The sequence below is a fragment of the Pseudoxanthomonas sp. CCNWLY206-1 genome (assembly GCF_039710385.1).
Classification (GTDB): Bacteria; Pseudomonadota; Gammaproteobacteria; order Xanthomonadales; family Xanthomonadaceae; genus Pseudoxanthomonas_A.
This window is the reverse complement of record NZ_JBDKXI010000008.1, coordinates 25,782-51,228: the sequence shown is the minus strand read 5'-3', so window position 1 is coordinate 51,228 and position 25,447 is coordinate 25,782. Positions and strand designations below refer to the sequence as shown.

At 61.2% G+C, this 25,447-nt stretch carries 16 protein-coding genes; 9 read left to right on the top strand and 7 right to left on the bottom strand.

Annotation, left to right across the window (positions count from 1 at the left end):
- Positions 1–136: 136 nt before the first annotated feature.
- Positions 137–1,804: an alpha,alpha-trehalase TreF gene (gene treF / locus AADW18_RS17000; protein ID WP_337344591.1), complete on the top strand. Its 1,668-nt coding sequence runs from the start codon at positions 137–139 to the stop codon at positions 1,802–1,804.
- Positions 1,805–1,830: 26 nt separating this feature from the next.
- Here treF and AADW18_RS16995 read toward each other — a convergent pair whose 3' ends face one another.
- The 4 genes from AADW18_RS16995 to AADW18_RS16980 form a co-directional block, all read right to left on the bottom strand.
- Positions 1,831–3,051, bottom strand: a complete 1,221-nt coding sequence (locus AADW18_RS16995) for a hypothetical protein (RefSeq protein ID WP_337344590.1) — start codon at positions 3,049–3,051, stop codon at positions 1,831–1,833.
- A complete protein-coding gene (locus AADW18_RS16990; protein WP_337344589.1) occupies positions 3,026–4,444 on the bottom strand; it encodes an MBOAT family O-acyltransferase in 1,419 nt (472 codons plus the stop codon). The genes AADW18_RS16995 and AADW18_RS16990 overlap by 26 nt, the downstream gene beginning before the upstream one ends.
- A gap of 230 nt (positions 4,445–4,674) precedes the next feature.
- Positions 4,675–5,268: a glutathione S-transferase family protein gene (locus tag AADW18_RS16985; protein WP_337344588.1), complete on the bottom strand. Its 594-nt coding sequence runs from the start codon at positions 5,266–5,268 to the stop codon at positions 4,675–4,677.
- A gap of 214 nt (positions 5,269–5,482) precedes the next feature.
- Positions 5,483–6,127, bottom strand: coding sequence for a response regulator transcription factor (locus AADW18_RS16980; RefSeq protein ID WP_337344587.1), 645 nt, complete (start codon positions 6,125–6,127; stop codon positions 5,483–5,485).
- Between the two features lie 277 nt (positions 6,128–6,404).
- Here AADW18_RS16980 and AADW18_RS16975 point away from each other — a divergent pair, with 277 nt between their 5' ends.
- From AADW18_RS16975 to AADW18_RS16955, 5 genes are all read left to right on the top strand, one after another.
- Positions 6,405–10,007, top strand: a complete 3,603-nt coding sequence (locus tag AADW18_RS16975; protein ID WP_337344586.1) for a transporter substrate-binding domain-containing protein — start codon at positions 6,405–6,407, stop codon at positions 10,005–10,007.
- A 654-nt stretch (positions 10,008–10,661) separates the two neighbouring features.
- The gene (locus AADW18_RS16970; protein WP_337344585.1) at positions 10,662–11,279 is read left to right on the top strand and encodes a PIG-L deacetylase family protein; all 618 of its coding nucleotides are present in this window, start codon (positions 10,662–10,664) and stop codon (positions 11,277–11,279) included.
- A gap of 5 nt (positions 11,280–11,284) precedes the next feature.
- A complete protein-coding gene (locus AADW18_RS16965) occupies positions 11,285–12,430 on the top strand; it encodes a glycosyltransferase family 2 protein (protein ID WP_337344584.1) in 1,146 nt (381 codons plus the stop codon).
- Complete coding sequence (locus AADW18_RS16960; RefSeq protein WP_337344583.1) at positions 12,387–13,022, top strand: acetyltransferase; 636 nt, start codon at positions 12,387–12,389, stop codon at positions 13,020–13,022. Before AADW18_RS16965 ends, AADW18_RS16960 begins: the two co-directional genes overlap by 44 nt.
- A gap of 92 nt (positions 13,023–13,114) precedes the next feature.
- Entirely contained in the window at positions 13,115–13,831 is a 717-nt protein-coding gene (locus AADW18_RS16955) for a YaiO family outer membrane beta-barrel protein (RefSeq protein WP_337344582.1), read from the top strand.
- A 335-nt stretch (positions 13,832–14,166) separates the two neighbouring features.
- Here AADW18_RS16955 and AADW18_RS16950 read toward each other — a convergent pair whose 3' ends face one another.
- Complete coding sequence (locus tag AADW18_RS16950) at positions 14,167–15,438, bottom strand: tetratricopeptide repeat protein (RefSeq protein WP_337344581.1); 1,272 nt, start codon at positions 15,436–15,438, stop codon at positions 14,167–14,169.
- 445 nt (positions 15,439–15,883) lie between these two features.
- On the opposite strand from AADW18_RS16950, the gene AADW18_RS16945 reads away from it, so the two are divergent.
- Entirely contained in the window at positions 15,884–16,888 is a 1,005-nt protein-coding gene (locus AADW18_RS16945) for a N(4)-(beta-N-acetylglucosaminyl)-L-asparaginase (protein ID WP_337344580.1), read from the top strand.
- Between the two features lie 36 nt (positions 16,889–16,924).
- Here the strand turns inward: AADW18_RS16945 and AADW18_RS16940 are convergent, their stop codons facing one another.
- Positions 16,925–18,214, bottom strand: coding sequence for a right-handed parallel beta-helix repeat-containing protein (locus AADW18_RS16940; RefSeq protein WP_337344579.1), 1,290 nt, complete (start codon positions 18,212–18,214; stop codon positions 16,925–16,927).
- A 1,068-nt stretch (positions 18,215–19,282) separates the two neighbouring features.
- On the opposite strand from AADW18_RS16940, the gene AADW18_RS16935 reads away from it, so the two are divergent.
- Together AADW18_RS16935 and AADW18_RS16930 are read left to right on the top strand one after the other, a co-directional pair.
- Positions 19,283–22,204, top strand: coding sequence for a TonB-dependent receptor (locus tag AADW18_RS16935; RefSeq protein ID WP_337344578.1), 2,922 nt, complete (start codon positions 19,283–19,285; stop codon positions 22,202–22,204).
- Between the two features lie 575 nt (positions 22,205–22,779).
- Positions 22,780–23,418 (top strand): hypothetical protein, encoded by a 639-nt coding sequence (locus AADW18_RS16930; protein WP_337344577.1) that lies wholly within the window; start codon positions 22,780–22,782, stop codon positions 23,416–23,418.
- Between the two features lie 410 nt (positions 23,419–23,828).
- Here the strand turns inward: AADW18_RS16930 and AADW18_RS16925 are convergent, their stop codons facing one another.
- Entirely contained in the window at positions 23,829–25,274 is a 1,446-nt protein-coding gene (locus AADW18_RS16925) for an alpha-L-fucosidase (RefSeq protein WP_337344576.1), read from the bottom strand.
- Positions 25,275–25,447 lie beyond the last annotated feature (173 nt).

The following is a 25,447-nucleotide window of genomic DNA, read 5'->3' as shown; positions in this document are numbered from 1 at the left end:
GGTATGCAGAAGGGGCTGCTGCGTCATTTCGGCTTTTCAATACGGCGAAGTAGCGTGAAAGCACTGTGAAATGCCGCCTTGACGTAGGTTGTTTTATGCTGGGGTCGCGCCAGTACCGTCTTTTTGAACAGGTTTTATGGAGAAGCCGATGATTGCCACCAAGGTCGCAAATCCAAGGTCTGGGTTAAGAAGTGCGGCGGCAGGTTTTCTTGTTGCCTGCCTGTTGCTTCCACTTCCGCGGGCAATGGCGGAAACCTGCGTGGCAGGACTTCCGCAGCTTTACGGCGACCTTTTCGAAGACGCGCAGCAGGTGCTGACCGATACCAAAGGTTTCGTCGATGCGACGCCGAAACAGCCGCCCGCCGGTATCGCGGCCGAGTATGAAAACCTTCGCGGTACACCGGGCTTCGATCTGCGTGCTTTCATCGCCAAACAGTTCGTCATGCCGCCATTGGCGGGAGGCGACTATCGGACCGACCCGAACCATGATGTGCGCGAACACATCGATGCGCTTTGGAGCGTGCTGGAGCGCAAGCCCGAGCCCGCCGATTCGCGTACAACCTTGCTGCCGCTGCCATATCGCTACATCGTTCCTGGCGGGCGTTTCAATGAAATCTACTACTGGGATTCCTACTTTACCATGTTGGGGCTGGAGGAAAGCGGTCGCCATGATCTGGCGGTCGACATGGTGAAGAACTTTGCTTGGTTGATCGATCACTACGGTCATATCCCCAACGGCAATCGCACCTACTTCCTAAGCCGTTCGCAGCCGCCGTTCTTTGCGGCCATGGTGAACTTGCTCGCCGAACGCGACGGCCCATCGGTGCTGGCGACCTATCTGCCGCAGCTCGCCAAGGAGCACGAATTCTGGATGCAGGGAGGCGAGGGACTCGCCCCAGGACAGGCGCACCGCCGCGTCGTGCGCCTGGCGGATGGATCGTTGCTCAATCGCTACTGGGACGATTGCGATACGCCGCGCGAAGAAAGCTACGGGCGCGACGTAGAAACCACGAGGGCATCCGGGCGTCCCGCCGCGGAGGTTTACCGCAATCTGCGCGCAGGCGCTGAAAGCGGGTGGGATTACAGCTCGCGCTGGTTGGCCGACGGCAAGACGCTGGCGACGGTACGCACGGTGGAAATCGTGCCGCCCGATCTGAACAGCCTGCTTTACAACCTAGAGCTCACGCTCGCCAAGGCCTATCGCACCGCGAAGCAACCGGCGAAGGCAACGGAATTCCAGAAGCGAGCCGAGGCACGCAAGGCGGCGATACGGCGCCATCTATGGAACACGGAGAAGGGCATGTTCGCGGACTACCTGTGGAAAGAGGACAAGCCGACCGATCATGTCACCGCCGCCACGCTGTATCCGCTGTTCTTCGGCATCGCCGACCGACGCCAAGCCGATCAGGTGGCGAAGCGCGTGCGTGCCGACCTGCTTCAGCCGAATGGACTGGCGACCACCATGCTTCGGACCGGCGAACAGTGGGACATGCCCAACGGCTGGGCGCCCTTGCAGTGGATCGCCATCCAGGGGTTGAACGATTACGGGCACAAGGAACTGGCCGAAACCATTGCCGAGCGTTGGATTCGCAGCAACGTCACGGTGTTCGAAAAGACGGGAAAACTGGTGGAAAAATACGACGTTACCGGCCACGCCGCCGCGGGTGGTGGCGAATACGAATTGCAGGACGGGTTCGGCTGGACCAACGGCGTGCTGCGCAAGCTCATCGCCCTGTACCCGGCGGCGGCGGGATCCGGAAAATCGCAGACCGATAAAGCTGAGCGGGCCGCAGGGCAGCCGTAGCCAGATGCGTCTTCCTGGTGGACGCTTCAGCGCACGGCCACTTCTTTCCCGTCCGGCGTCTCGCGCGCGAACTCGTTCTCGATCAACGGCGCCAAGGCAGTGGTGAAGCGTTTGGCGTCGGCGGCGCCCAGGTGCGACCACTCCGGGAGCACATAACCCTGCAGCTGCGGATGGTCCTCGAAGTGCACGCCGCTGACGCCCGCGCGCTGCAGCAGGTCATCCCACGTGTCCTTACGCGGCGTCAGCAATTGTTCCTGCGCCTGCCAGGGCCCACTGCTGGGCGGACGTACGAACACGACCCGTACGCCACGTGCGCGCAGTTTGGCAACGGCGGTGGCAATGCGCTCGATCACTTCATCCCGCAACTTCTTTCGCTTGGCATCCGTATCTATCATCGGCTGCAATGGCAATCCCAATTGCACCTGCCAGATCCTGCGCGTCAGTGCTTGATAGTTCGGGTCGCGCTCGACCTTGTGCCACAGGTAGGTGTTGCGATCGATCTCCTGTACCGACAGCTTGCGCACCAGGATTCGCCGCGGCAGGCCCGCACGGTCGGGCCAGGCTTGCCTGCGCACGACCACCGGCAACGCGAAGTCCGGGTCGTAGAACGCGAACCAGGGTTCGAGAAACTGCCGGGACAACCAATGGCCGCTGCGCTGCGACGGCGACTGCTCGTGGTAGTAGGGCACGACGGAAGCGCGCCGGCCGCTCTGGCCTAGAAACAGGCTCACGGGTGTTGTATCCACCACCAGCCGCCCGGTGAAATCCGGATCCGCGGCAAGGTCCTCCAGTACCGGCAAAGGCGAGGTTCCTTCCAAGGCAAGCTGGATCGGGCGCTCGCCGGTGGCGCGTTGCCACTCCGGCAGCTGCACGTCGAACAACATGCGCGAACTGCCGATGAGTACGGTCTTGCCACCTTCACCCGCATTGATGCGGCGCCGCTGATCGGCCCATGCACCATCGCTGTTGCGGTATCCGGGCGCGGCCCCGTACGCGCGCCAGTGCCATTCCCATGCTGCCATCAGCAGCAGGAACAGCCCCAGCGCACCGAGCAGGATCTTTCCCCACGGCTGCGGCGGAATATCGCGTTCCGGCACTGGTTGCGCGACGCCGGGCCGGTCGGACGCGGTGAGCCGCACAAATCCTGGACGCTCAAAGCGTTCCTCGATCGCGGGACCGCCATCGTCAGCCATTGCAGTGATCACCGCGGAACCGGCCAACTCAGAATTGGAAATAGATGAAGGCATTGCCCGCTCCCTGTGCCGTGACGATTGCGAACGCCATTGCGCCCAGTGCTGCCGACAGCGGCACCGCATGTTGCCGGGCTAGCATCGCTTCCAACGTGCGGCTGCGCATCAGCCAGTGAGCGATGACGATGCCGCCGACAATCAGTGCCACCATCGTCAGATGCGCCGTGGTGAGGATGGGTCGTGCATCCGGGTTTCCGCCGAACATGCCGCGCAGGATCACCCAAGCCTGTTCGAATCCCTTGGCGCGGAAGAACACCCATGTGATGTTGATCAACGCATAGGTCAACAGGCCCAGTGCCACCATCGCCAAGGGTCCTGGCGTATAGCCTCTGAAGCGTGCGCGTAGTGCGCGTTCGGTAGCCAGGTACAGTCCATGCAGGCCGCCCCAGACCACGAACGTCCAACTTGCGCCGTGCCACAGGCCGCCTAGCAGCATCGTCGCCATCAGCGCGAAATAGGTGCGTACCTCGCCGTGCCGATTGCCGCCCAGCGGAATATAGAGATAGTCGCGCAACCACGACGACAAAGTGATGTGCCAGCGTCGCCAGAAATCGGAAAACCCCACCGCCGCATACGGAAAGCGGAAATTGTCCGGCATGGCGAAACCCAGGCACATCGCCGCGCCGATCGCGGTGGTGGAGTAGCCAGCGAAATCGCAGAAGATCTGTCCGCTAAAGGCGAGCGTGCCCATCCATGCGTCCAGCGTGCCGGGGATCCTGCCCGGCGCGTCGTACACCGCCTCGGCGGCGGGTCCGAGGAACCCATCGGCCAGCACGACTTTCTGGAACAACCCCAGCGTCATCAGCGCCAGGCCAAAGAGCAACTGGTCGGCGCTGGCGCGGCGTTCGCGTGCGAACTGCGGTACCAGCTCCGTTGGGCGCATGATCGGCCCCGCCACCAAGTGTGGGAAGAAGGTGACGAACAGCGCGTAGTCCAGGAAGTTGTCGGCCGGCTTGGCGCGGCGCAGATAGATGTCGAGCGTGTAGGACAACGTGGCGAAGGTATAGAACGAGATCCCGACCGGCAGCACGATATCGAGTTCGGGCGGCTGATAAACCACGCCCAGCGAGGCCATCAGCACCTGGAAGTTCTCCATCAGGAACCCGCCGTACTTGAAGTAGGCGAGCATGCCCAGGTTCACTACCACCGACAGCAGCATCCACCCGCGCCGAGCATGCGGGTTCTCCGCGTCCACCAGTTTCTTCGCGGCCCACCAATCGACCAGTGTCGATACCCATAACAGGATGACGAACGGTGGATTCCAGGCCGCGTAGAACAAATAGCTGGCGACCAGCAGATGGGTCTTCTTCGTGGTCCAGCGGAAGGGCAATGCGTGAAGAGCGAGCACCAGCGCGAAGAACACGATGAAGGTGAGCGAGTTGAAGACCATGTCGCGCGACCTCTCCGGCGGGGGCCGGACATGACTTGCAACGCGGTAAGCATGCAGCGGCGGACACTGCGCAGATGAACGGAATGAGCGTTACCGCCGGGTCACGGACTTGGAAGATGGAGTTGCACCACCCTCACGTTTGTCACCGCCCCCTCATGTAGGAGCGCCGTCCCGGCGCGAGCTTTTGATTTTCGTGTTCGCGGTGGAAGAGCTCGCGGCCCGAGGCGCACCTACAGCACCGGCACAGGCGGCAACTCAGGCGCATCCAGCCCTTCGAAAGGGTTGCGCCACGCGTCGATTTCTTCGAGCCGGCGATACCAGCGGCCGACAGCGGGATAATCGCCTAACGGCAATCCGGCGGAATCGTTGAAAGGGAGGAACGTCGCCATTCGAAAATCCGCATAGGAAGGTGAATTTCCGACCAGCCATTCTCGTTCGGAAAGCTCGACTTCAAGTAGCGCCGCCGCCGCGTGAAACTGCGTTAGCCCTGCCTTCACCAGGTTCTGATCGACCGGGCCAAGTCCATACCGCTGTTTGGTCCCGCGCTCGAAATGCACGATGTCGCAAGCCCTCGCGAAGTTGTCCTTGCCCCAGCTGATCCACCGGATCATCTCGGGCTGGTCCTCGCCGGTGCGCCAAAAGTCGGAATGTGCATCACGTGAAAGCCGGCATGCGATGGCATCGGTCTCCCAAAGGCTTCTGCCGGTGCCTACGAGAATGGGCAATGAAAGATTTGGATTGATCGGACGATAGCGCTCAGCCTGCCCAGGTGCGAAAGGGGCGGCGAATTCAAACTCGATCTCCGCGTCCAGATAGCGCGCCACCGCGACCGCTAGACGAGGATTGGGGTTGCGGCTGAAGAGCAGTTTCATTCCATGGCACCTTGAGAGCAAACCGTCGGACAATTGCAGGATTTCGTTTCCCAGCTTGTTCGCTCGCGCGGCCATTGGGACCCGTCGGGTTATTCAACGAGTCGGCGGGAAGCGGCGCGGAACTTGATTCATTTTCAAACCCGGACGATTTTCGGCGTCCTGCGGTTCAGCCGCTCAAGCCTTCCGTCTTCAGGAACTCGAAAAGTTCGGCGTCGTTCTTGATGCCGAGTTTGCGCATGGCATCGCTTTTCTGGCGACTGATCGTGGTGACACTGCGATGCAATTGTTCGGCAATCTGCGTGACGGTCATGCCCGAAGCAAGCAGGCGCAGGACTTCCGATTCTCTGGGTGAAGGCTTTTTCTTGCCATCGGCGGACACGTCTTCGGTTCCCATCTCGGCGACGCGTTGCTTCAGTGTTCTACTGACATACGGCGCGCCGCGATGAATCGTTTGTATTGCAATGGGAAGCTCGTCCATGGAAGAGCTTTTGTCCACCAACCCCAAGACGCCCGCGGCGACGACCATCCTGAGAATGCCCAGGTTGCTGGCCATGCTGAGCATCAGGACCGGCAGGGAAGGGTAACGGCGCCGTATCAGTTCGATCATGGCGAAGCCATCGGCCTGTTGCCCACCGGGCATCGAGAAGTCGGTGACCAGCACGTCGCAGGCATGCGCCGACAATGCGTCGAGCAACTCGTCGGTGCCACTCGCTTCAGCGACGATGTCGCCGATGCCACTGGTTTCGATGACCGCGCGTGCGCCGATGCGCACTACCGGATGATCGTCGGCGAGGATGATGCGAAGGCGCATGGTTTAGGGCCTGTTGACGCTTGTGGAGCATGCCGCGCCGCATCTGTGAGCGTGCGGGGCAGGCTCTTCGGGTTGTTTTCCAATCGCCGCCATGCGGGACCGCGCAACATAGTCTTGCCGCAGGCAAGGTGCTGCGCTACGCAAGGGTACTTTGCGACCATTGGGAAACAACGTGGCATGTTCCATAAGCGTCAACAGGCCCTACTATGGGCCGCCGAAACACATGGACGTCTGCCGTGGCAGGCGAGGACAGATGGAGCCGAGGAGGTCTTGCCACATGCGTTCGCACCTTGTCTGTCGATGGCTGTTGACCGTCACATTGCTGTTGGCCCCGCCAATGCAGGCCGGCGAGAACGAACATGATCTGCCGTTATCCGAGCGGGAGATGGCGTGGTTGCAGCAGCACCCCACCATCGTGCTGGGATTGTACGACAGTGGTTGGCCACCGTTTGAATCGCTGGAGAACGGTCAACCCACGGGACTGGCGTACGACTACCTGAAGGTGTTGGCCGGACGTTTGGGACTGGAAATACGGACTCGCCGTTTTTCCAGCTGGGGGGAACTGCTGCAAGCCGCTTGTGCCGGTGAGATCGACGTGGCGATGAACCTGGCGCTGACGCCGGAGCGGACCCGATGCGTGGTCTTCACCCGCCCCTATGTCGAGGCGCCGGTGGCGCTGGTCGGGCGACCGCGGGACTCCCGGTTGACCGTCGATCCCGAGCTGAAGGGCGTCCGTGTGGTGACGGAAAAGGATTTCGCGACCGGCGATGCCGTTCGACAGCGATATCCGGCAGCCCGGCACATGGAAGCGGCGGATACAGAAGAGGCGTTGCGTATGGTGGATTCGGGCCAAGCCGATGCGCATCTGGGCAATGCCTATGTGGCTTCGGCTCTGTTGGCCAGCCAGGGCCTCACCCGGATCGGACTGGTGCGGCAAAGCGATCTGCCGCTGAACACGCTGCATTTTGCCGTTCCCAATGCCAAGCAGCCGTTGGCGGAGGCGCTGGATGCCGCACTGGCATCGCTACCCGACGCGCAGCATCGCGCCATCCGTGGCCGCTGGCTACAGCCGCTGCATTGGGCAGGCAGCGCACAACTGCCGATCAGCGACGCAGAGGCAGCGGCCATGGCGCGGCCTTTGCGGCTGGGCTTCGCACCGAACTGGGCCCCCATCTCATTTCTCGACGAAGACGGCTTGCCGAGCGGTTTGGCGGAAGAATATCTGAAACGTTTTCGGGCGGCTGGCGCCAACCTGCAACGGGTTCCCGTCAAGGATTGGCGGGAAATACGCGACAAGATGCGTAGCGGCGACTTGGATGTGGTGATGGGGGTTCCAGCCGAAGGCGTGTCGCCGGAGAGCGGTTGGGTGTTCAGCCAGCCATTCCTGACCGTCGCCAACGTGATCGTCACGCGCGATGGCAGCGACAGCGTGCTCGATATCCGCGACCTGGATGGAATGCGGGTAGCACTGTCCGATCCGGAACGCCTACAACCGTTGGTACTGGCGCAGGCTCCACAGGCCAGCACGCTATCGGTGGGTAGTGCGGCGCAGGCGCTGGAGCTGCTGAGCGCAGGCAAGGTCGATGCATACATCGGCAATCTGGCAGCGGTGGACGGATTCCTGCGCGAACGCTATTCGGGGCAGCTGCACATTGCTGCGCCCGCTGGCATCGAGGACCAGCTGACACTGGCGGTGCGCAAGGAATATGCACCGCTGGCGACCGCATTCGACCGGTTGCTGATGAGCATGGCGCCACGCGAACGGGAAGCCATACGCGGCGACTGGCTGGCGGTGGAGTACCGCACCGGACTGGAGTGGCGCACGCTGCTGAAATGGGCGATTCCATTGGCGCTGGTGTTGCTGACCGCGGGCCTGGTGCATGGCGTCGGACATTGGCGCCTCCGCCGCGAGGTGGACGAGCGGCGTCGCGTCGAGAAGCGTCTTGCCGAAGTCACCGGCAACCTGCCGGCGGTGGTCTACCAAGCCAAGCGAGCGGATGACGGCACGCTGACGTTTCCTTTCATCGTGGGCGACGTGCCGTCGTTATTCGGCCTGACGGTCGAACAGGCGCTGCGCAACGAGCGCGATGTGTTCGCACGTGTGCATCCGGACGATCAGCCGCGGCTTATGCAGGCGATGGAAGCCGCGGCGGCGGGTTACGGTCCAATCGATATCGAATTCCGTGGTTTGTCCAACCGCGGCTGGCGATGGGTGCGCTCGCGTGCCTTGCCGCACAGGGCGGAAGATGGTGCCTTGCTGTGGAGCGGTTATTGGATCGATGTCACCGAAGCGCACGCGCAATCCGATGCCCTGGAAACCGCCAAGGCCATCGCCGAGCGAGCCACCGCTGCCAAGGCCGAGTTCCTGGCCACGATGAGCCATGAGATTCGCACGCCGATGAGTGGCGTGCTCGGCATGCTGGAAATGTTGGCGCACACACCACTGGATAGTGAGCAGCAGCGCGTGCTGACGACCATCGAGGATTCCGCGCAGATGCTGCGGCAGATACTCGACGATATCCTGGATTTCTCCCGGATGGAGGCGGGTGCTTTGGCGCTGGAAACCAGACCGGTCAGCCTGCGGGAGGTCATCGACAACGTGCAGCAGATGCTGTCCGCGCAAGCGTCAGGCAAGGGTTTGCGAATGCATGGTCATGTCGACGCGGAAGTCGCGGAACGGCATCTAGGTGATGGCGTACGACTGCGCCAGATTCTGTTCAACCTGCTAGGCAACGCAATCAAGTTCACCGAACATGGCGACGTGTCGGTCTCGCTCGTTTTGCTTGACGACAAGAATGGCGTACAGCGGCTCCAACTATCGGTATCCGATACCGGCATCGGCGTGACGCCCGAACAACAGGCACGGCTATTTCAACCTTTTGCACAGGCGGAAAGCTCCACCATGCGGCGCTATGGCGGTACTGGCCTGGGGCTAAGCATCTGCAGGCGGCTGGTCGACTTGATGGGCGGCGAACTAAGCATGCACAGCATGCCCGGGCGGGGAACGCGCGTGGACGTGGTGCTGAGTATGCCGATGCTCGCTGCGGGCGATGTCGCCGACAACAATGCAGCATCGATGCGGAGCGCGGTTACCGCCACGGACGACTGGCGTGGCCGGCGTGTGCTGATCGTCGAGGACCACCCCGTCAACCGGGATCTGATGGTTTGGCGAATGCAGCAGCTCGGCTTGCAAAGCCAAGTGGCGGTGGATGGCCAGGAAGCTTTGGCGGCACTGGAAGCCGGGAAGTTCGATGCGGTGATCACCGATTGTCAGATGCCAGGCATGGATGGTTACGCACTCACCCGCGAAATCCGCCGGCGTGAGCGCGAGCAAGGTTACGCGCATCTTCCCATCGTCGCTTTGACCGCCAGCGCCTTGCCGGAGGAAGCCAAGCGTTGCCGCGAAGCGGGCATGGACGATTTCCTCGCCAAGCCCGCTTCCTTGCCCGTGCTGCGCGAGTGCCTGGCACGCTGGCTGACAGATACGGGTCAGATCGCTAGCAGCGAGATCCGCCCGGCCGCTTTCGATGCCGTTGTCGACGACATCTCGCCATCGCCAGTCATCGATCGCCAAGCATTGAACCTGCGCTTCGGTTCGGCGGAAGTCGCGCAGCGTCTGTTGAATAGCCTGGCCGCGACAACCCGCGAGGATCTGGCCGGGCTACACGCCGCTTTGCAGGTGGATGATGCGAAGCGCGTCAATGAGCGCCTGCACCGCATCGCGGGTGCGATCGGAACCATTGGAGCGGAGAGCCATGCCGCTCAGGGCCGCGCGCTGATAGATGAAATCGAACGCGACGGCCTCGCCTCCCACGCCGCCGCCGTTACCGCCTTCAGCAAGCAGGTGGCGTCGCTCGTACAAGCATTGGCAGCGGATTAGCGTGCCTCGTCATGGAATGTACGTTCCGAATCGATAGGTGCCCTTCGCCCTTGTAGGAGCGGCGTCCCGCCGCGAGCTCTTCCTGTCAGGTCGCGATAAAGCCAAGGCAATTGAAGCCCAAGCGTTCGCCATCCGGACGCGCTGCGGCGCGCTCTGGGTTGCGCGCCCTGATGGGCTATCGAGGCGCGGAGCGGCGTCCCGCCGCGAGCTCTTCCCACAACGACCGGACAAATCAAAATCTCGCGCCGAGACGGCGCTCCTACAAAATCACAGGCTTTTTTTCTGCAATGGCTCTTGTAGGAGCGGCGTCCCGCCGCGAGCTCTTCGCCATCTAAGCGTCGCGGTGCGAGCACCCAAATACCACACAAGCGATTGAGAGAATCTCTCGCTGCGATATGCCGTCGCAATGAACGCTGTTGGGTCGTATCTATTTCGAGTTATCTCCATAGAGATATGCCGCAGCCCAAGACAATATCGGCGCCGGCGCTGTCGTCGAGAGGCAATGCCACAGTCCGCATGCACATAGGGCAAGGGGATCTTCTGATCAGGATGCGGATATTCCGGCGGCTGCGACTCTCGAATCCTGCAGCGCCGACACGGTGAACTTTCCCAATGGATACAGGGCACCGAGTAATCACCTTCTACTGGTTGAGTATGAAAAAAATTGAACGAGTGTTGGCTATCGGCGCTCACCCGGACGATATCGAACTGGGTTGCGGCGGTAGCTTGGCCAAGCTTGTGCAGGCAGGCGTCAAGGTAAGTGCCCTGATTCTGTCCCACGGCGGCAGGGGAAACGTCACTGGCGAAGACCGTTGCGCCGAAACGCGCGGCTCGCTCCAGGCGCTGGGCATACGGGACATCGTGCAGTGCGACTTCGCTGATACGCGGCTGGCCGAAGCGCTCGGCGACATCGTCGATGTCATCGAGCGCGAATGCGCCCGGGTCCAGCCGGGCCGCGTTTACACCATGTTTCGCGAAGACCGGCACCAGGATCACCGCGCTGCGTTCGAGGCCTCGATCGTGGCCTGCCGCAGCGTGCCGCAGGTCCTTTGCTATGAAACGCCTAGTTCCTGGCCAAACTTCGTCCCCACCGTATTCGAGGACGTCGAGCTGTTACTGGGCCGGAAGATCGCCGCGCTCAAGCTCCACACCAGCCAGCGGGCACGCACTTACATGCAGGAGAGTCAGATTCGCTGCTTGGCGGACTTTCGTGGGCAGCAGATCAGCGCTGGCCCGTGCGAAGGATTCATTCCCTATCGGTTGGTCCTGTAGCCACCATGAAAACGATCTTTTTCTTCTCGATGTGCGCGATCGTACTGACTTACCTCATCGCAAGTTGGCGACGAAAGCCAAGCAGAAAACACCGCTCCGTCGATGCGATCATTCCGGCATTCAACGAGGAACCCTGCCTGGAGTCCTCGTTGACGAATCTGCTGCAAAATCCCTACATCCATCGCGTGATCTGCGTGAACGACGGCTCGACCGACGACACCGCCGGCGTGCTCGCACGCATGGTCGATGAGTGGGATGGACGCTTGATCGCTGTCAATCAGGACAACACCGGCAAGGGCGGGGCGATCATGCATGGGTTGCGGTACGTCTCGGCCGACCAGGTTTTCCTGAGTGATGCCGACACTTACGTGCCACATGACAAAGATGGGTTGGGTTACATGCTGGCGGAGATAGAGGCCGGTGCCGATGCGGTCGGCGGCATTCCATCTTCGAACCTGCGTGGCGCCGGTCTCCTGCCGTGCATACGCGCCACGGTCAAGCTGCCGATGATCGTCATCAAGCGCACATTCCAGCAGCTGTTGGGCGGCGCACCATTCCTGATCTCAGGGGCCTGCGGCATGTTCAGGGCGGAAGTCCTGCGAAAGAACGCATTCTCCGATCGCACCAAGGTGGAAGATCTCGACCTGACTTGGACCCTAGTCGCGCGCGGTTACAAGATCCGCCAGGCCAATCGCTGCATCGTGTATCCGCAGGAGTGCAATACGTTGCGCGACGAATGGAAGCGCTGGCGCCGATGGATCGTTGGCTATGCCGTCTGCATGCGTTTGCATAAGCGCCTTCTGTTTACCCGCTATGGGATCGGCAGCATCTTGCCGATGGTGATGGTGGTCCTTCTCGGGCTTTGGACCTACGCCGTGAGTTGGACGAACACGCTGATCGAAGATGGCCCTCAGGGTTTGGCATTCGTCCTGTTTCCGCTCCTTTGGGTGGTGGTGGTCACGCTGGTCGGTGTGTTCAGCGCTGCGCATCACCGCAAGTGGGCGCTGATCCCGCTGGCGCCGCTGGCGGTGTTCTATGTACTGCTTGCCTATGCCGTCTGGCTGGTCCACGGAATCAAGGGTTTGGCGACGGGTAAAGAACCAATGCGTGACAAACCAACGAGGTACCGCGATGTGGTGGAAAGCGCTTGACCAGCAAGCCGGCGAACTGACCCGGCATTTCGAGAACAATCCATGCTCCGTGCATCCAACGGCGGAGGTGGCGCCCACTGCCACGCTGGCCGGTGATGTCCATGTGGGGGCGGGAGCCAAGATCTGCCACGGCGCCTACATACAGGGCCCGGCTTGGATCGGCGACAACTGCCTCGTCGGCAACCTGGCGATGATCCGTGGCCCGCTACGGCTTGGAGCGGGTAGCCGAATCGGGTTCGCCACGGAGGTCAAGAACGCCATCATTGAAGAAAACGTATCGATCGGTCCGCAGTGCTTCATCGCCGACAGCAAGATCGAAGCCTGCGCCTATCTGGGCGCGCAGGTGCGCACCAGCAATCACCGCCTCGACCGCCAGACCATCCATGTCATGGTGAATGGCGAGCTTGTCGACACCGGTCTCGAAAAGCTGGGCGCGTTGATCGGTGCGCGCGCATCGCTTGGGATCCAGGTGATTGTGCTGCCGGGCCGGGCCATCGCCCCGGACACGCTGTTTGAACCCCGCATCACGGTCGCCAAGAACCTGCCGACGGGCAGGTACCGATTGATGCAGCAGACCGTCGCTCTAACATGATCAAACTACAGGACACTAATGTGAGAACTCCTTCTTGTTGCGCCATCGCTATCCTCGCTTTCGCGTGCAGTTCGACCGCGGCACAGGCTGGCATGGAAAAAGCGACGGTATCGATCGAACACGTCGATTATTCCGACGGCCATGGCCAGCGCAATGTGGCGAATGTCGAAGTCGTGGGTTCATTCGATGCCACCACCGTTGTCCTCAGCGCGGCCACGGGTAAGCGGGACTACGGCGAGAACGTTGCGTTCTCGGGTTCGCGGTTCCAGGCGGTGGCTTACCACGACTGGCACCCAAAGCTGTCCACGCGTACTGCCGCCACGTTTTCCACGGATGATCCGGTGTTCGTGAATCGCGAAGTGGTTCACGACTTCAACCTCAAGGTTATTCCGAACACGGTGCTGACTGCGGGCGGCAAGTACTCGAAATACCACTGGGACGTTTCCGTGGTCGGCTTGTCGGTAGGCGCGACTTACTATTTCAACAGACTGTCGACCTCATATCGCTATACCGGCTACCGCCGATCCTCGGGCGGCAACAGTCATGGCAATGTTGCGTCGTTACGGCTCAAGGACCATGGCGGTGGTGGCTCGACCCAGCTGTGGTTGGGCAAGGGCACGTCCGTTCATGAATATGAGTGGATGGACGAACTGCAGGACGGAAAGCTCCGGAACGCATCGCTTCGTCGAGTCCAGCCGCTGACGCAGAAATGGACGCTGGATGCCTCCATCGGCAAAGTCTGGTATGAAACTCCCGCCACGAAATTCGATGGCGCAGCCGCCAAGGTGGGTGTCACGCTGGCCTGGTGATTTGCAGGGCGCCGCTCATGCAGGGGCAGGCGTTACTTTTGTGGGAGCGACCATTGCGCTTGCATGAGCCGTTGCGCTTGTAGGAGCGGCGTCCCGCCGCGAGTTCTTCCTGTCGGATCGCGATAAAGGCAAAATCAAGAACTCGTGCCGAGACGACACTCCTACACGAGCTTGGGTCTTCGCTCTTGCATGACTTTTGCGCTTTTAGGAGCGGCGTCCCGCCGCGAGTTCTTCCTGTCGGATCGCGATAAAGCCAAAATCAAAAGCTCGCGCCGAGACGGCGCTGCTACAAGAGCCTTTCGCGATGTCATGGTTTCTCTCTGACTATCGGTCTCTCACCCTTCCAGCGCCGTAATCTTCAGGCGCCCCGCCGAATATGCCTCGACAAGAAAGAACGGCAGGTCAAGTCGCCATTGACCATTGCGCACCGCCGCTTCGTATTCTCGCGGCCCTTGCTTATCCTCAAACAAAACCCGCTGCAATTTCCCGTCGGTCAGCGTGCTAGTCGCACCAACCTGCTGGTAACTGGCGTTGCTTCCGACATGAAAAGCGGCGCCACTCCACCGGATTGGCGAATGCGGCGGGAATGGTCGTGCATCATGAAAGCCGAATAATTCGTCGTGACTCAGCAGGCTCTTTCGCATCGTCGGCCAAACGCATTCGCGCAGAAAGCTTTGATCGACAAAGCGCGCCTTGTCTTGGTAACGGGAAGAATATTCCGCGATCATCTGCCGCATGTTACCGAGTGCGCCGTGGCATCCACCCCAGGTGCCGGCCAGCACCAGCGCCGTATGAGTGAAGTAGTCACGCATATGGTGGAACCAGAGTCCACTCCGCAGCCACTCATCGACCGCGGCCTGTTCGCGTTCCGACAACAGCGAATCCGCATCGCGGATCAAGAAGCGTTTGACGCTGGCATCGTCGACCACCAGAAAGCGCCAAGTCAGCGCCGGCAGTGAGTCGTCGCTCCCATCCATCCTCACCAGCTGCGCGCCTGCGGCCTCAAGCCGTGACGACACATGTGCAGGCACGCTGTCATCCAGATACACCCGACACGTCCAGCCAGGGAAGAGTTCGCCGCAGACGCGGGCATTGAGCACCATGCTTTCGCAGTAACGTGGACTGGAACCGAACAAGGTGTAGACGACGACGTTTTCGGACGGGCGTGTCGGGTCAAATGGCGGTGGTGTGCCCGGTAACTCGAACGCCTTGCCGTTCGCGAAACGCCGGTCGTCTTTCTCAAGCGCCTGCAATCCGTATTCGCGCAGCTCGCCCATCCGTCCCAGCCAGCCGCAGACTTCAGCCAGCCCGTCCAGCCAGGTTTCCGAAGCCTGCCGCTGCCGCTCAGGAGCAGCGTCGAATATTTTCCGATAAACGGCATACGCTTCTTCGTAACGGCGCGTGCGCATCAGGCACAGCGCGTAGTCGGATAGCACTGTGAAATCGTTTGGCACCAATTTCAGTGCCTGTTCGGCGAAGCCCGCACCGGCGGTGTGATCGCCAGCGGCCATCGCGCTTCTGAAGCGTTCAGCGAGTTCCTGCAGCCGGCGTTGGCCGTTGGCATTTCCTGTTCGCCTGGGTATGCGAGGCGGCGGTCTTCTGACCATATCGTGCTCCTGGTGTGCGGTTTTCAGCATGTCAGAGCGATGAGCCTGATGCAATCAGCCGACGGGAGCGTTCATGTAACAGAACCATGTAGGAGCGCCGATAGGAATCCACGTAGGAGCGGCGTCCCGCCGCGAGCTCTTCCCTCCGCCGCCAGATAAAGCGATATAGAACGTTCGCGCCGGGCATGGCGCTGCTACCCAGCCTCGCATGAAAGATCGCGTAACCGTTCCTACTAGAAGATCTAGGACCGTGGTGCCATCGAGGATGGTCATGAAACAGACGCTCGTCCTCGGGTCGGCCAAAGAGTTGGCGTATGAGTTTGTGCCTTGCGCTTGTTCCGTTCCTGGGGTGACGAGTAAAAGCGGTATGGTTAGGATGAGCCGAGCAAAGCTCATCGTTCGCAATTGCGGGCGTCCCCCTAGTTGCAACCCCACGGAGATCCGCATGCCTACGCGCCGTCGCTTTCTGCATTCAACCCTGCTTGCCGGTGGTGCGCTGGCGCTGCCCCATGGTGCCGCTGCTGCCGGTGCCGTGGCCACGCCGCCGCGCATGCGGGTGGTGTCGACGTGGGACTTCGGGGTTGGCGCCAATCAGGCGGCGTGGCCGGTGCTGACGGGCGGTGGCAGTGCGCTGGATGCGGTGGAAGCCGGCGCGCGCTGGGCTGAGGCAACGTTATGCAACAGCACCGTGGGTCGTTGTGGCTATCCCGACCGCGATGGGGTGCTGACGCTGGATGCCAGCATCATGGATGGCGACGGGCGCTGCGGTTCGGTAGCGGCGCTCGAGGATATCGGGCACCCGATCTCGGTCGCGCGCGCGGTGATGGAGAAGACGCCGCACGTGATGCTGGTCGGCAATGGCGCGCAGCAGTTCGCGGTGGAGCAGGGCTTCGAGAAGAAAGCATTGCTGACGCCGGAGGCGAAGCAAGCCTGGCGCGATTGGCTGAAGACGGCGAAGTATCAGCCGCAGATCAATGCCGAGCGCGCGAAGACGCCGGGCAATAGCGACAATCACGACACATTGGGCATCCTGGCGCTTGACGGCAACGGTCGTCTGGCGGGTGCATGCACTACCAGCGGCATGGCGTGGAAGCTGCATGGCCGTGTAGGCGACAGCCCGATCATCGGCGCCGGGCTTTACGTCGACAACGAGGTTGGCGCGGCTACGGCTTCCGGCGTGGGCGAGGAAATGATCCGCAATGCGGCCAGCTTCCTGGTGGTCGAGTTGATGCGCCAGGGCCGGTCGCCAATGGATGCGTGCCGCGAGGCGATCGAGCGCGTGGTGCGCAAGCGTCCGGAAGCGAGCAAGACCTTGCAGGTGTGCTTCTTGGCGATGAACAAGGCGGGCGAGGTGGGTGCGTTCGCGCTGCACTCGGGCTTTGTCTATGCGGTTTGCGATGCCGGACAGCGGGATGCGTTGTTGGATGCGAAGTCGGTTTACGGTAAGTAGGTCGGCCCCACGTGGCCGACGGACGGACTGAACACATCACGAAACGGTCCAGTAAAAATTCCTGCCAACGGCGGCTTGAATGTCGATGTCATCGGTGTACTGGATGTGCTTCCAGAGCCGCGACTCCCATCCGGTAATCTCTGCAGGAGTGTTGGTCGCTGGCGCCGTGGTGTGGTTGTTTGAGAAGTAGTTTCCGCTGACCTGGTAGTTGCTTACACCAGCTATCAATGCCAGACCCCTTAGACCATTGCTGCGAATCTGATTCAGTGCGATAAACCCATTGGACACGCGGTCCCCTTGAACACGGATTCCGTGCGTGTTGTATTCCGCTCGGCATTGCCGGATGGTCACCCCGGTTATCGTGGCTGTCGCTCCGTCTTGAACCAGCGTTACCACGTGAATTCCTGCGCCGAAGTTATTGCGGGCTATGCAATTCTCGATATGAATTACATCGGCGGCGCCGGTGCCATCTGGTTCGACGACGATTCCATTTCCGGAACCGGAGATGCCGGTGCCAAAGATATTGTTGAATTCAGAGTCATAGACGCTTACACGGCGCGTAGTGCCGATCGTAAGGCCCTGACGGCGAGCACCGCTACACACGACGTTGGATATGACGATGTCGGTTGAAGGCATGCTGCCATCCACAAGGCTTGTTCGGCCGAGAGTAATGCAATCCCCCCAGCAGTCAGAAACCTCCACATCGCGGATCGTGGCGCGCTGGACGCCACGGAACTGGATGCCGTTGCCCCACTCGCTTTTCTTTCCCGCTATAGCCTCATGGCGGGTACGCTCGCCGACTATCTTGCCGCCGGAAATCTCCAGCTCGCTGGCCATGTAGGCATACAGAATGTAGTTGCGATCCGTGGCCCGATTGGGATCATCGCTATTGGGTATCGCCACCAGCTCCGCACCTTGCATCAGATCCAGACGCATGTTGCTGCGCAGCCTTACTCCGTAGCGCTCTTCCTCATGGTTCCCTGCCGCTCGGGTCGCGTTGATCAAGTAGATACCTGCGGGTACTTGGACGGTACCGCCGCTCGCCGGAAGTGCGTTGACTGCATTCTGCAATGCGACGGAGTCGTCGTGTACACCGTTGCCGCGAGCACCATAATCGCGCACGTTGAGTACGGCGGAGCCGATCACCCGGGTGGGAAGAGTACGGCTGGGGTTGGGATTAGGACAAGCCGCTTTGGCGGTAGGCGCCATCGCCATGAGGCCCAACGCAGGTAAGGCGCCTCCTGCCAGCGTCAACGGTACGCCGATGCCGGAATGGCGCAGAAACTCTCTTCGTCCAGAGAAAATGCGGTCTTCGATCTGGTCCATAGCGATTGGCTCTGCAAGTGGATGGGTCGTAGAACGGTAAAAGCGGAGCGGCGAAAGAAGCGCTTCGCCATATCGGCGGAACGGAATACAGGTGTATGCGGACGAACTGCGGAGCTGCCGGCGAAGAAGGTCACAAGCGTGGGCGCCGGGCGGAACTCCGGAAACGAAAAGACCTGCTTGCGCGGCGGGACGCTAGCGTTGGTAAGGTGAATACTTTGTGATTACCCGATTAACTCGAGCATCTGGGATTTGCACGCTTGGGAGCATGGCAGTACGGAGCGAACGCGACAGGATATGCACGCGGTGAGTCGCGGCGGAGTCAGGGAAATACGGCTTTTTTTCCGAAGACCTGCATTCGACGAAAAGGACTAACGGATGTTACCGCTTTCCGTGACGGCCGGAACTTCTGCTGGAAATATTCCGACGCTTCGCTCTCGTTTATCGCATGATGCTGACCGCGATAAACGGACCGTGGATGGTGGTCGCGTGCTTGGTGCGCAAGGGTCCGGAAGCGAGCAAGACCTCGCGCGTATCTTTTGGCGATGAACAAGGCGGGCGATGTGTGTGCGTTCGCGCTGCGCTTTGGTTTTGTGTATGCGGTTTGCGATGCCGGGAAGCAGTTGTGCGGCCGCCCGCTGTCTTAGAAGCGGCGTCCTCGCCGCGAGCTCTTGCTGTTGGGCCGAGGAGATAGAGGCAAAAAAGCTCGCGCCGGGGACGGCGCTCCTACGGGCGGGTCGCGCGGACTTGTCGATCTTGCTGCCAACCCATGGCTGCGATCTGCGGACGCAAGGACGCATAGGTTGCCGGTATTGCATGTCTACGTCGCGTGAGTGGAAACGCTGCAGCCGTAGGGCCGGTTTCACTGATGAAATTCATTTTTAGATCGTTCTAAAAGGGTGATCTGTGCCACATATTTTTAACGATCTTGTCGCGTATGTTCCACACCGAGGGATCGATGTCACACGGCTGACATCTCGATATGTCGAGCGGACGCGATGGTTCCGGGGTCGGAATACTGCTCATCGCGTTGACCATTTAGGCCTAATTCAACGTCCGGAGGGGGCACTCATGCAGCACTCAATTGTTCACCGCAACGCCTTGGCGAGCGCACTCGCGCTGGCGCTGTTTTCGCCGCTATTGGCGCTGGCGCAGGATACGCCCGCAGAGCAGACGGACGCACCCGCTGCAACCGCCGAAAGCGCCAAGACACTCGACTCGGTCCTGGTCACCGGTTCGCGCATCAAGCGCGCGGAGGTCGAAGGCCCGGCGCCGGTGACGGTCATCACCGGTGATCAGATGAGGAAGGAAGGCTTCACCACGGTCTATGAAGCGCTCGGCTCACTGACCGAGGTCACCGGCAATGTGCAGAACGACTACGACTGGGGCCAAAGTTCGGTCAACGCCAGTCCGCTCAACCTGCGCAACCTCGGTCCCGGCCGCAGCCTGCTGCTGATCAACGGCCACCGCGTGGCCGACTACCCGATGCCGTACCAGGGCAAGAGCAACTTCGCCAACTACAACAATATTCCCACCGGCATCGTCGATCGCATCGAGGTGCTCTCCAGCGGCGCATCGGCGATCTACGGCTCCGACGCGGTGGCCGGCGTGGTCAACGTCATCCTGAAGCGGGACATCGACGGCGACACCCTGCGTGCGCGCTACGGCACCACCACCGAGGGCGGACGCGACGTACGCGACGTCTCCTGGTCCGGCGGCCGGTCTGGCGAGGACTGGAGCGTGGTGTACACGCTGCAATACTTCGACCGCGAGCCGCTGTGGTCGCACGAACGGCCGTTCATGGATGAGGAGAACGATGCACCGCGCCGCACCTGGAGCTATGGCGGCGTGCAGGAAGGCGGCGCGACCAACACCCCGCAAGTCGGCATCCGTCTCTTCGACGCAACCAACGGTGTGCGGCTCAGGCCGCCGACCGGCGCCTGCGACCAGTTCGGCGGCGATTTCTACGAGCACAATCGCGTGCTGTACAACGATTTCAATGGTGCGCGGACCGATACCGGCTGGCAGTGCGCTGACCGGTCCGTGTTCCAGCACTGGACGCTGCGCAATGCCAGCAAGGACCTCTCGCTGTACCTGTACGGCACCAAGCAGTTCGGCAACGTCGAAGCCTGGGCGACCTACGGCTATTGGGACTCGACCGGCAAGAGCAACACCTTCATGCCGTCGTGGGGCAGCCAGAACTACATCGACCGCGACAGCGGTCAGGAGCGCAACCTGGCGCGTGCCTTCGTGCCCAGTGAGATCGGCGGCGAAGACCGCGCGTTGACCAAATCCAAAGAGACGAACTGGGATTTCAGTGCCGGCCTGCGTGGCACCGTCTTCAGCGATCGCTTCGACTGGGAAGTGATGGCCGGGCGCGCCGAGTATGAGATCCAAGAGCTCTTCCCGATCATCCACAACACCCGCGCCACGGAATTCTTCCTGGGCCCATCACTGGGTACGGATGCGGCTAGCGGGCTGGAAATCCATGCTCCTGACTACAACCGGCTTTGGAATCCGGTCTCCCGCAGCGACTATGAAGGCGTTCGCGCCGTCGGCGACAAGAAATCACGCACTTGGCTTACCCAGGCCAGCGCTGTACTCAGCGGTGATCTGTTCGAGGGCTGGGCCGGGCCGATCGGCTTTGCCGGCGTGCTGGAAGCCGCGGAGCAGGGTTACAAGCTGACGCCCGATCCCAACACCATGGGCCTTAATCCCGTATACGAAACGCCCTTCGGCAACGTCGAGACCGGCGGCGGCGAGCGCAAACGCTACGCGGCGGGCGTGGAATTCAAGATCCCGTTGCTCAAGAGCCTGACCCTGTCGACCGCGGGCCGCTACGACCGCTATGACGCGGTGGCCGACGATGCCGCCACCACCTACAACGTGGGTCTGGAGTGGCGTCCGTTCTCCAGCTTGCTGCTGCGCAGCAGCTACGCCACCAGCTTCCGCGCGCCGGACATGCATTACGTCTACGCCGATCCGAGCGAAAGCGTTGCCGACCAGGTTGACTACCGGACCTGTCTGACGGACCCCAATCGGCAGACCAGTAATTGCCCAGGCGGTGTGGGCGATCCGTACCACATCGACAATCCGGTGATCGCGCGACAGGGCTCCGAAGACCTGTTGTATGAAACCGGTGATTCGTTCACCTACGGCTTCGTGTGGGACGCGTTCGAGAACTTCTCGGTCAGCGCAGACTATTGGCGGATCAACATCGACGATGCAATCGACGACGTCGGCGCCGACCAGGTGTTGCTGGACGAGGCCTACTGCATCACCGGGCAGCAGCCCGCCGATAAACCCGCCCGGACACCGCCCAGCCAGGCGCTGTGCGACCTGCAGCTCAGCCGCGTGACGCGCGACGCCAACGGCGTGGTCACCCGCGTCGAGATCGGCCCGATTAATCGCGCCAAGCAAAGCGTGAGCGGCGTCGACGTGGCTTCGCGCTATAGCCTGCAGACTGAGAACTGGGGAAGCTTCGATTTCGCGCTTAACTACACCCGGCAGCTGACCTACAAGTACGCTCAGTTCGAAGACGACCTGTTCGAGAACGTCCGTGACCGCGAGCGCCAGATCCGTTATCGAGGCCGCGCCAGTGCGACCTGGACTTTGGATCCCTGGACCGCGGTGCTGTACGTGGACTGGACCGCAGGCACGCGTAGCGATCGGTTCGACGGGTGTACCGCACTGCCCAACGGGTTCCGCCCGGATGTGGCCACTGACTGCACGGATCTGCGCGAGAACGACGCTGGCGAGCGCAGCATCAGCTACGGCCAGCAGAGCGAATTGGTGGACTACTACAATCAGGACAGGATCTACTGGAACGCGAGCCTCGGCTATCAGGCCACGGATGCCCTGCGCTTGAACTTCTACGTCAACAACATCCTCGACGATCACTATCAGGACAAGTGGTGCGGTGGCTTTGCCTTCTGCGTGGCTAATCCGGTGGGTCGTGAGGTAGCCGCGGAGGTTGTTTACCGGTTTGATTGATGTAGTTGCTGGAATAGGTGTGGAAAGGAAGAGCCCGGCGTGAGCCGGGCTCTTTCTGCTTCAGGGCGGCAGTGAAGGTTTCGGCGCAAGACCGGAATACCATAGCTGGGCCGACCGCCCATGATATTGAGTAGCTCGAAAGCCGTTCCGTGTCCTACATGCTCGGCGACAGGAAGTAGTCAATTTGAACTGGAACGCTCTTGATCGACCTGGGTCGTTCGCGCTTCCAACCAGCTCGTATGTAGCTACCTTGTGGGAGCGACGTGAGTCGCGACCGGAAACATCAACGTCGCGACTCACGTCGCTCCCACAAATATGGCTCACCGCTGGAGAGCGTAGCCGGTTGCAGCGGAGCGACTTTTAACAGCCGAATGGCTGGTCACTGGGTCATTTCGAATCCAGCTTTCCCCTTCGGAGGTGGGGAACTGGCGCAAGCTGGCTAATGTTCAGGTAATGGCACATCTTCGCTGCTCCAGTTAGGTGTCGTCGTGCCAGATAAGCGGCTGTCCGAAGCTCATCAGCCTCCACCCAGCTGCGCTACTATCCGTCTGGGGAAAATCGGGAAGGGGCATGTCATGTCGCAGATCGTCCGTTGGCTGATGCTCGGTACGGTGATGCTATGCATCGTGGCCACGGCACGGGCATCGGAGCTGGCCGCCCTCGAGATTTCGCCTTCGCTGCCGGGTGCCGAGCATGTGTTCTCCGGTTGGCGCCAGGCGGCGCCGGTGCCGCGCACGCAACAGGTGTCGCTGGAAGTGGGCGACGAGATCTATGGCGCCTTCTTGCGGCTGACACCACGCGATGCTGGCGGCGAATACCGCGTGCGCGTGCAGTTCGAGACCAGTCTCGCCGTAGGTGATGACGGTCCGCATATCGACCTCGTGGATTGGAAGCACTGTGTCTCGGAATGGAAGCTGGCGGATACCGCCGGCCAGTTTATGTTTGTCTTGCCTGCGCCCAACGAGCAGGAGTCCGGTTGTTTTCCGTCGGTGCGTGCAACGGATATAACAGCCGCGACGCGTGCGGCATTGGTGCGCGAAGGAATGGAAGATTCGGTGTCGCATTGGCTGGGTCTGTTGGCGCCGGTAAGTAAGGCAGGCGATCATCCGACCTATGTGGGCATCAGCAAGGTGCGCATGCGGGTGGAAGCGCTACGCAAAGGACAGTGGGTGGAAGTCACCACGGTGGAGTTTTTGATGCCGCTGGGATGTTGATGAGAGCGCCGTGCGCTTTTGCTTTTGTAGGAGCGGCGTCCCGCCGCGAGCTCTTCCCGTCAGAATAAGGCAGAAGCTTGTTCGCCATCCGGACGCGCTGCGGCGCGTTTGTGGTCGCGCATGCCGAATGGCTATCGGGGCGCGGAGCGGCGTCCCGCCGCGAGCTCTTCCCGTCAGAATGCGGCAGAAGCTTGTTCGCCATCCGGACGCGCTGCGGCGCGTTTGTGGTCGCGCGTGCCGAATGGCTATCGGGGCGCGGAGCGGCGTCCCGCCGCGAGCTCTTCCGCCAGATCGCGGCAAAGATCAAAAGCTCGCGCCGGGACGGCGCTCCCACAGGATCATGATGGCTACCGTGGATGAAAAAAAGCCCGGCGTTAGGCCGGGCTTTTTTGGTGCATCTTGACCGCCAGTCAGTTAGGCGTCACCGCACCCGGCAAACGAATAGCCCAGGCATAAGCGTTGGCCGTGTCTTTCCGTAGCGCTGCGGGAATCTCCACCACCGTGGTGTCGCCCTCGCGACGCCAGGTCAGCTTCGCGTCATTGCCGAGCAGCTTCACTTCCGTGCCCGCAGTCGGTGCAGGGCCGGGAATACGCAGCGTTGCCGGCAACTTCGTTTCTTTCGCGTCGGGCAGGTAGATCGCATACACGGTGCCATCCTTGAGTCGCGTGTAACGGAACTTGCCATTGCGGTACGGTGCGACGGATCGGCTGGCGTAGATTGCTTCGCCATTGACCTTCATCCATGCGCCAATTTCCTTCAGGCGTTCCACGGCGACCGGTGGAAGTTCACCGTTGGCGTCGGGACCGACGTTAAGCAGGTAGTTGCCACCCTTCGCGACCACGTCGACCAGCATTTGCACCACACTGCGCGCGGATTTGTAGTTGTCGTTCGGCGTGTAAGACCAGGAATCGCCGAGGGTCATGCAGGTTTCCCACGGGTAGAGCAAGGGTTCGTCGGGGATTTTTTGTTCCGGCGTGCGGTAGTTTTCGAAACGTCCACCGACTGCACGATCGACGACGATCAAGCCGGGCTGGTTCTTGCGTGCCATCGCCGCTATGGCCGGCATGTCGATGTCTTGCTGCCACGGAACGCCGGCATTACCTCCTGCCACGTCCCCCATGGTGTCGGTTGGGCGCACCCAGCCACCGTCCAGCCACAGGATGTCGACGGGACCGTATTGGGAAGTCAGTTCGCCGAGCTGGGCGTGGGTGAAATCCACGAAGCGCTTCCACATATCCGGATGCTTGCGGGTGTCGTAGTTGTTGTGGCGGTTGGGCGTGGCCCAGCGCGGCGACCAGTAGTTGTCGTTGTGCCAATCGGGTTTGGAAAAATAAGCGCCTATTCCGAAACCTTCGGAGCGGAACGCATTGAAAACTTCCTTGGTGATGTCGGCACGCGGGCTGGTATGGAATGGCACGTTCGGCGCGGTGATGCGGTAGTCGCTCTGCCGCGTGTCGTACATGTTGAAGCCGTCGTGGTGCTTGGTGGTGAATACCACGTACTTCGTGCCGGCATCCTTCGCAACCTGCGCCCACTTTTCAGGGTCAAATTTGATCGGATTGAACGTGGTCGGCAACTGCTCGTAGCGTTTGACGTAGTCGACGTAGGCCTCGCCCTCGGGGCGCTTGCACCACTCCACATCCTCGGAGCAGATAGACCACGACTCCACCACGCCCCATTGGCTGTATGGGCCCCAGTGCATCATGAAACCGAACTTCCAGTCCTGCCATTGCTCCAGCTTCCGCACCACCAGCGGATCGGTTTCCGGCACGTAATCACCGGGGCTGTCGGCATGGGCGGCGGAGAAGGGCGCCGCGCACAGCAGTGCGGCCAATAAGAGTCGTAGCGGTTTCATTCGTTGTTCCCGATTGGTGGTTGCTTTGCGTTGCTGCATGGCTCAGCCGAATCCCGGGCGCCTGCAGTTAGATTCGAGCCGGCCGTGTCCATGCCGGTATTGGATGACGCGAGAATCGATCCCGGAAAGGGCCTTGGTTTTTCCTTTTTCTGCATAATCACCGTTCTTCGCCA

Excerpts from the sequence above, each read along its gene's own strand:
- AADW18_RS16995 (WP_337344590.1), bottom strand. The coding sequence starts at position 3,051 with ATGCCTTCATCTATTTCCAATTCTGAGTTGGCCGGTTCCGCGGTGATC.
- AADW18_RS16955 (WP_337344582.1), top strand. The coding sequence starts at position 13,115 with ATGGAAAAAGCGACGGTATCGATCGAACACGTCGATTATTCCGACGGC.
- AADW18_RS16990 (WP_337344589.1), bottom strand. The coding sequence starts at position 4,444 with ATGGTCTTCAACTCGCTCACCTTCATCGTGTTCTTCGCGCTGGTGCTC.
- AADW18_RS16970 (WP_337344585.1), top strand. The coding sequence starts at position 10,662 with ATGAAAAAAATTGAACGAGTGTTGGCTATCGGCGCTCACCCGGACGAT.
- AADW18_RS16975 (WP_337344586.1), top strand. The coding sequence starts at position 6,405 with ATGCGTTCGCACCTTGTCTGTCGATGGCTGTTGACCGTCACATTGCTG.
- treF (WP_337344591.1), top strand. The coding sequence starts at position 137 with ATGGAGAAGCCGATGATTGCCACCAAGGTCGCAAATCCAAGGTCTGGG.
- AADW18_RS16950 (WP_337344581.1), bottom strand. The coding sequence starts at position 15,438 with ATGGTCAGAAGACCGCCGCCTCGCATACCCAGGCGAACAGGAAATGCC.
- AADW18_RS16940 (WP_337344579.1), bottom strand. The coding sequence starts at position 18,214 with ATGGACCAGATCGAAGACCGCATTTTCTCTGGACGAAGAGAGTTTCTG.
- AADW18_RS16965 (WP_337344584.1), top strand. The coding sequence starts at position 11,285 with ATGAAAACGATCTTTTTCTTCTCGATGTGCGCGATCGTACTGACTTAC.
- AADW18_RS16930 (WP_337344577.1), top strand. The coding sequence starts at position 22,780 with ATGTCGCAGATCGTCCGTTGGCTGATGCTCGGTACGGTGATGCTATGC.
- AADW18_RS16935 (WP_337344578.1), top strand. The coding sequence starts at position 19,283 with ATGCAGCACTCAATTGTTCACCGCAACGCCTTGGCGAGCGCACTCGCG.
- AADW18_RS16980 (WP_337344587.1), bottom strand. The coding sequence starts at position 6,127 with ATGCGCCTTCGCATCATCCTCGCCGACGATCATCCGGTAGTGCGCATC.
- AADW18_RS16945 (WP_337344580.1), top strand. The coding sequence starts at position 15,884 with ATGCCTACGCGCCGTCGCTTTCTGCATTCAACCCTGCTTGCCGGTGGT.
- AADW18_RS16925 (WP_337344576.1), bottom strand. The coding sequence starts at position 25,274 with ATGAAACCGCTACGACTCTTATTGGCCGCACTGCTGTGCGCGGCGCCC.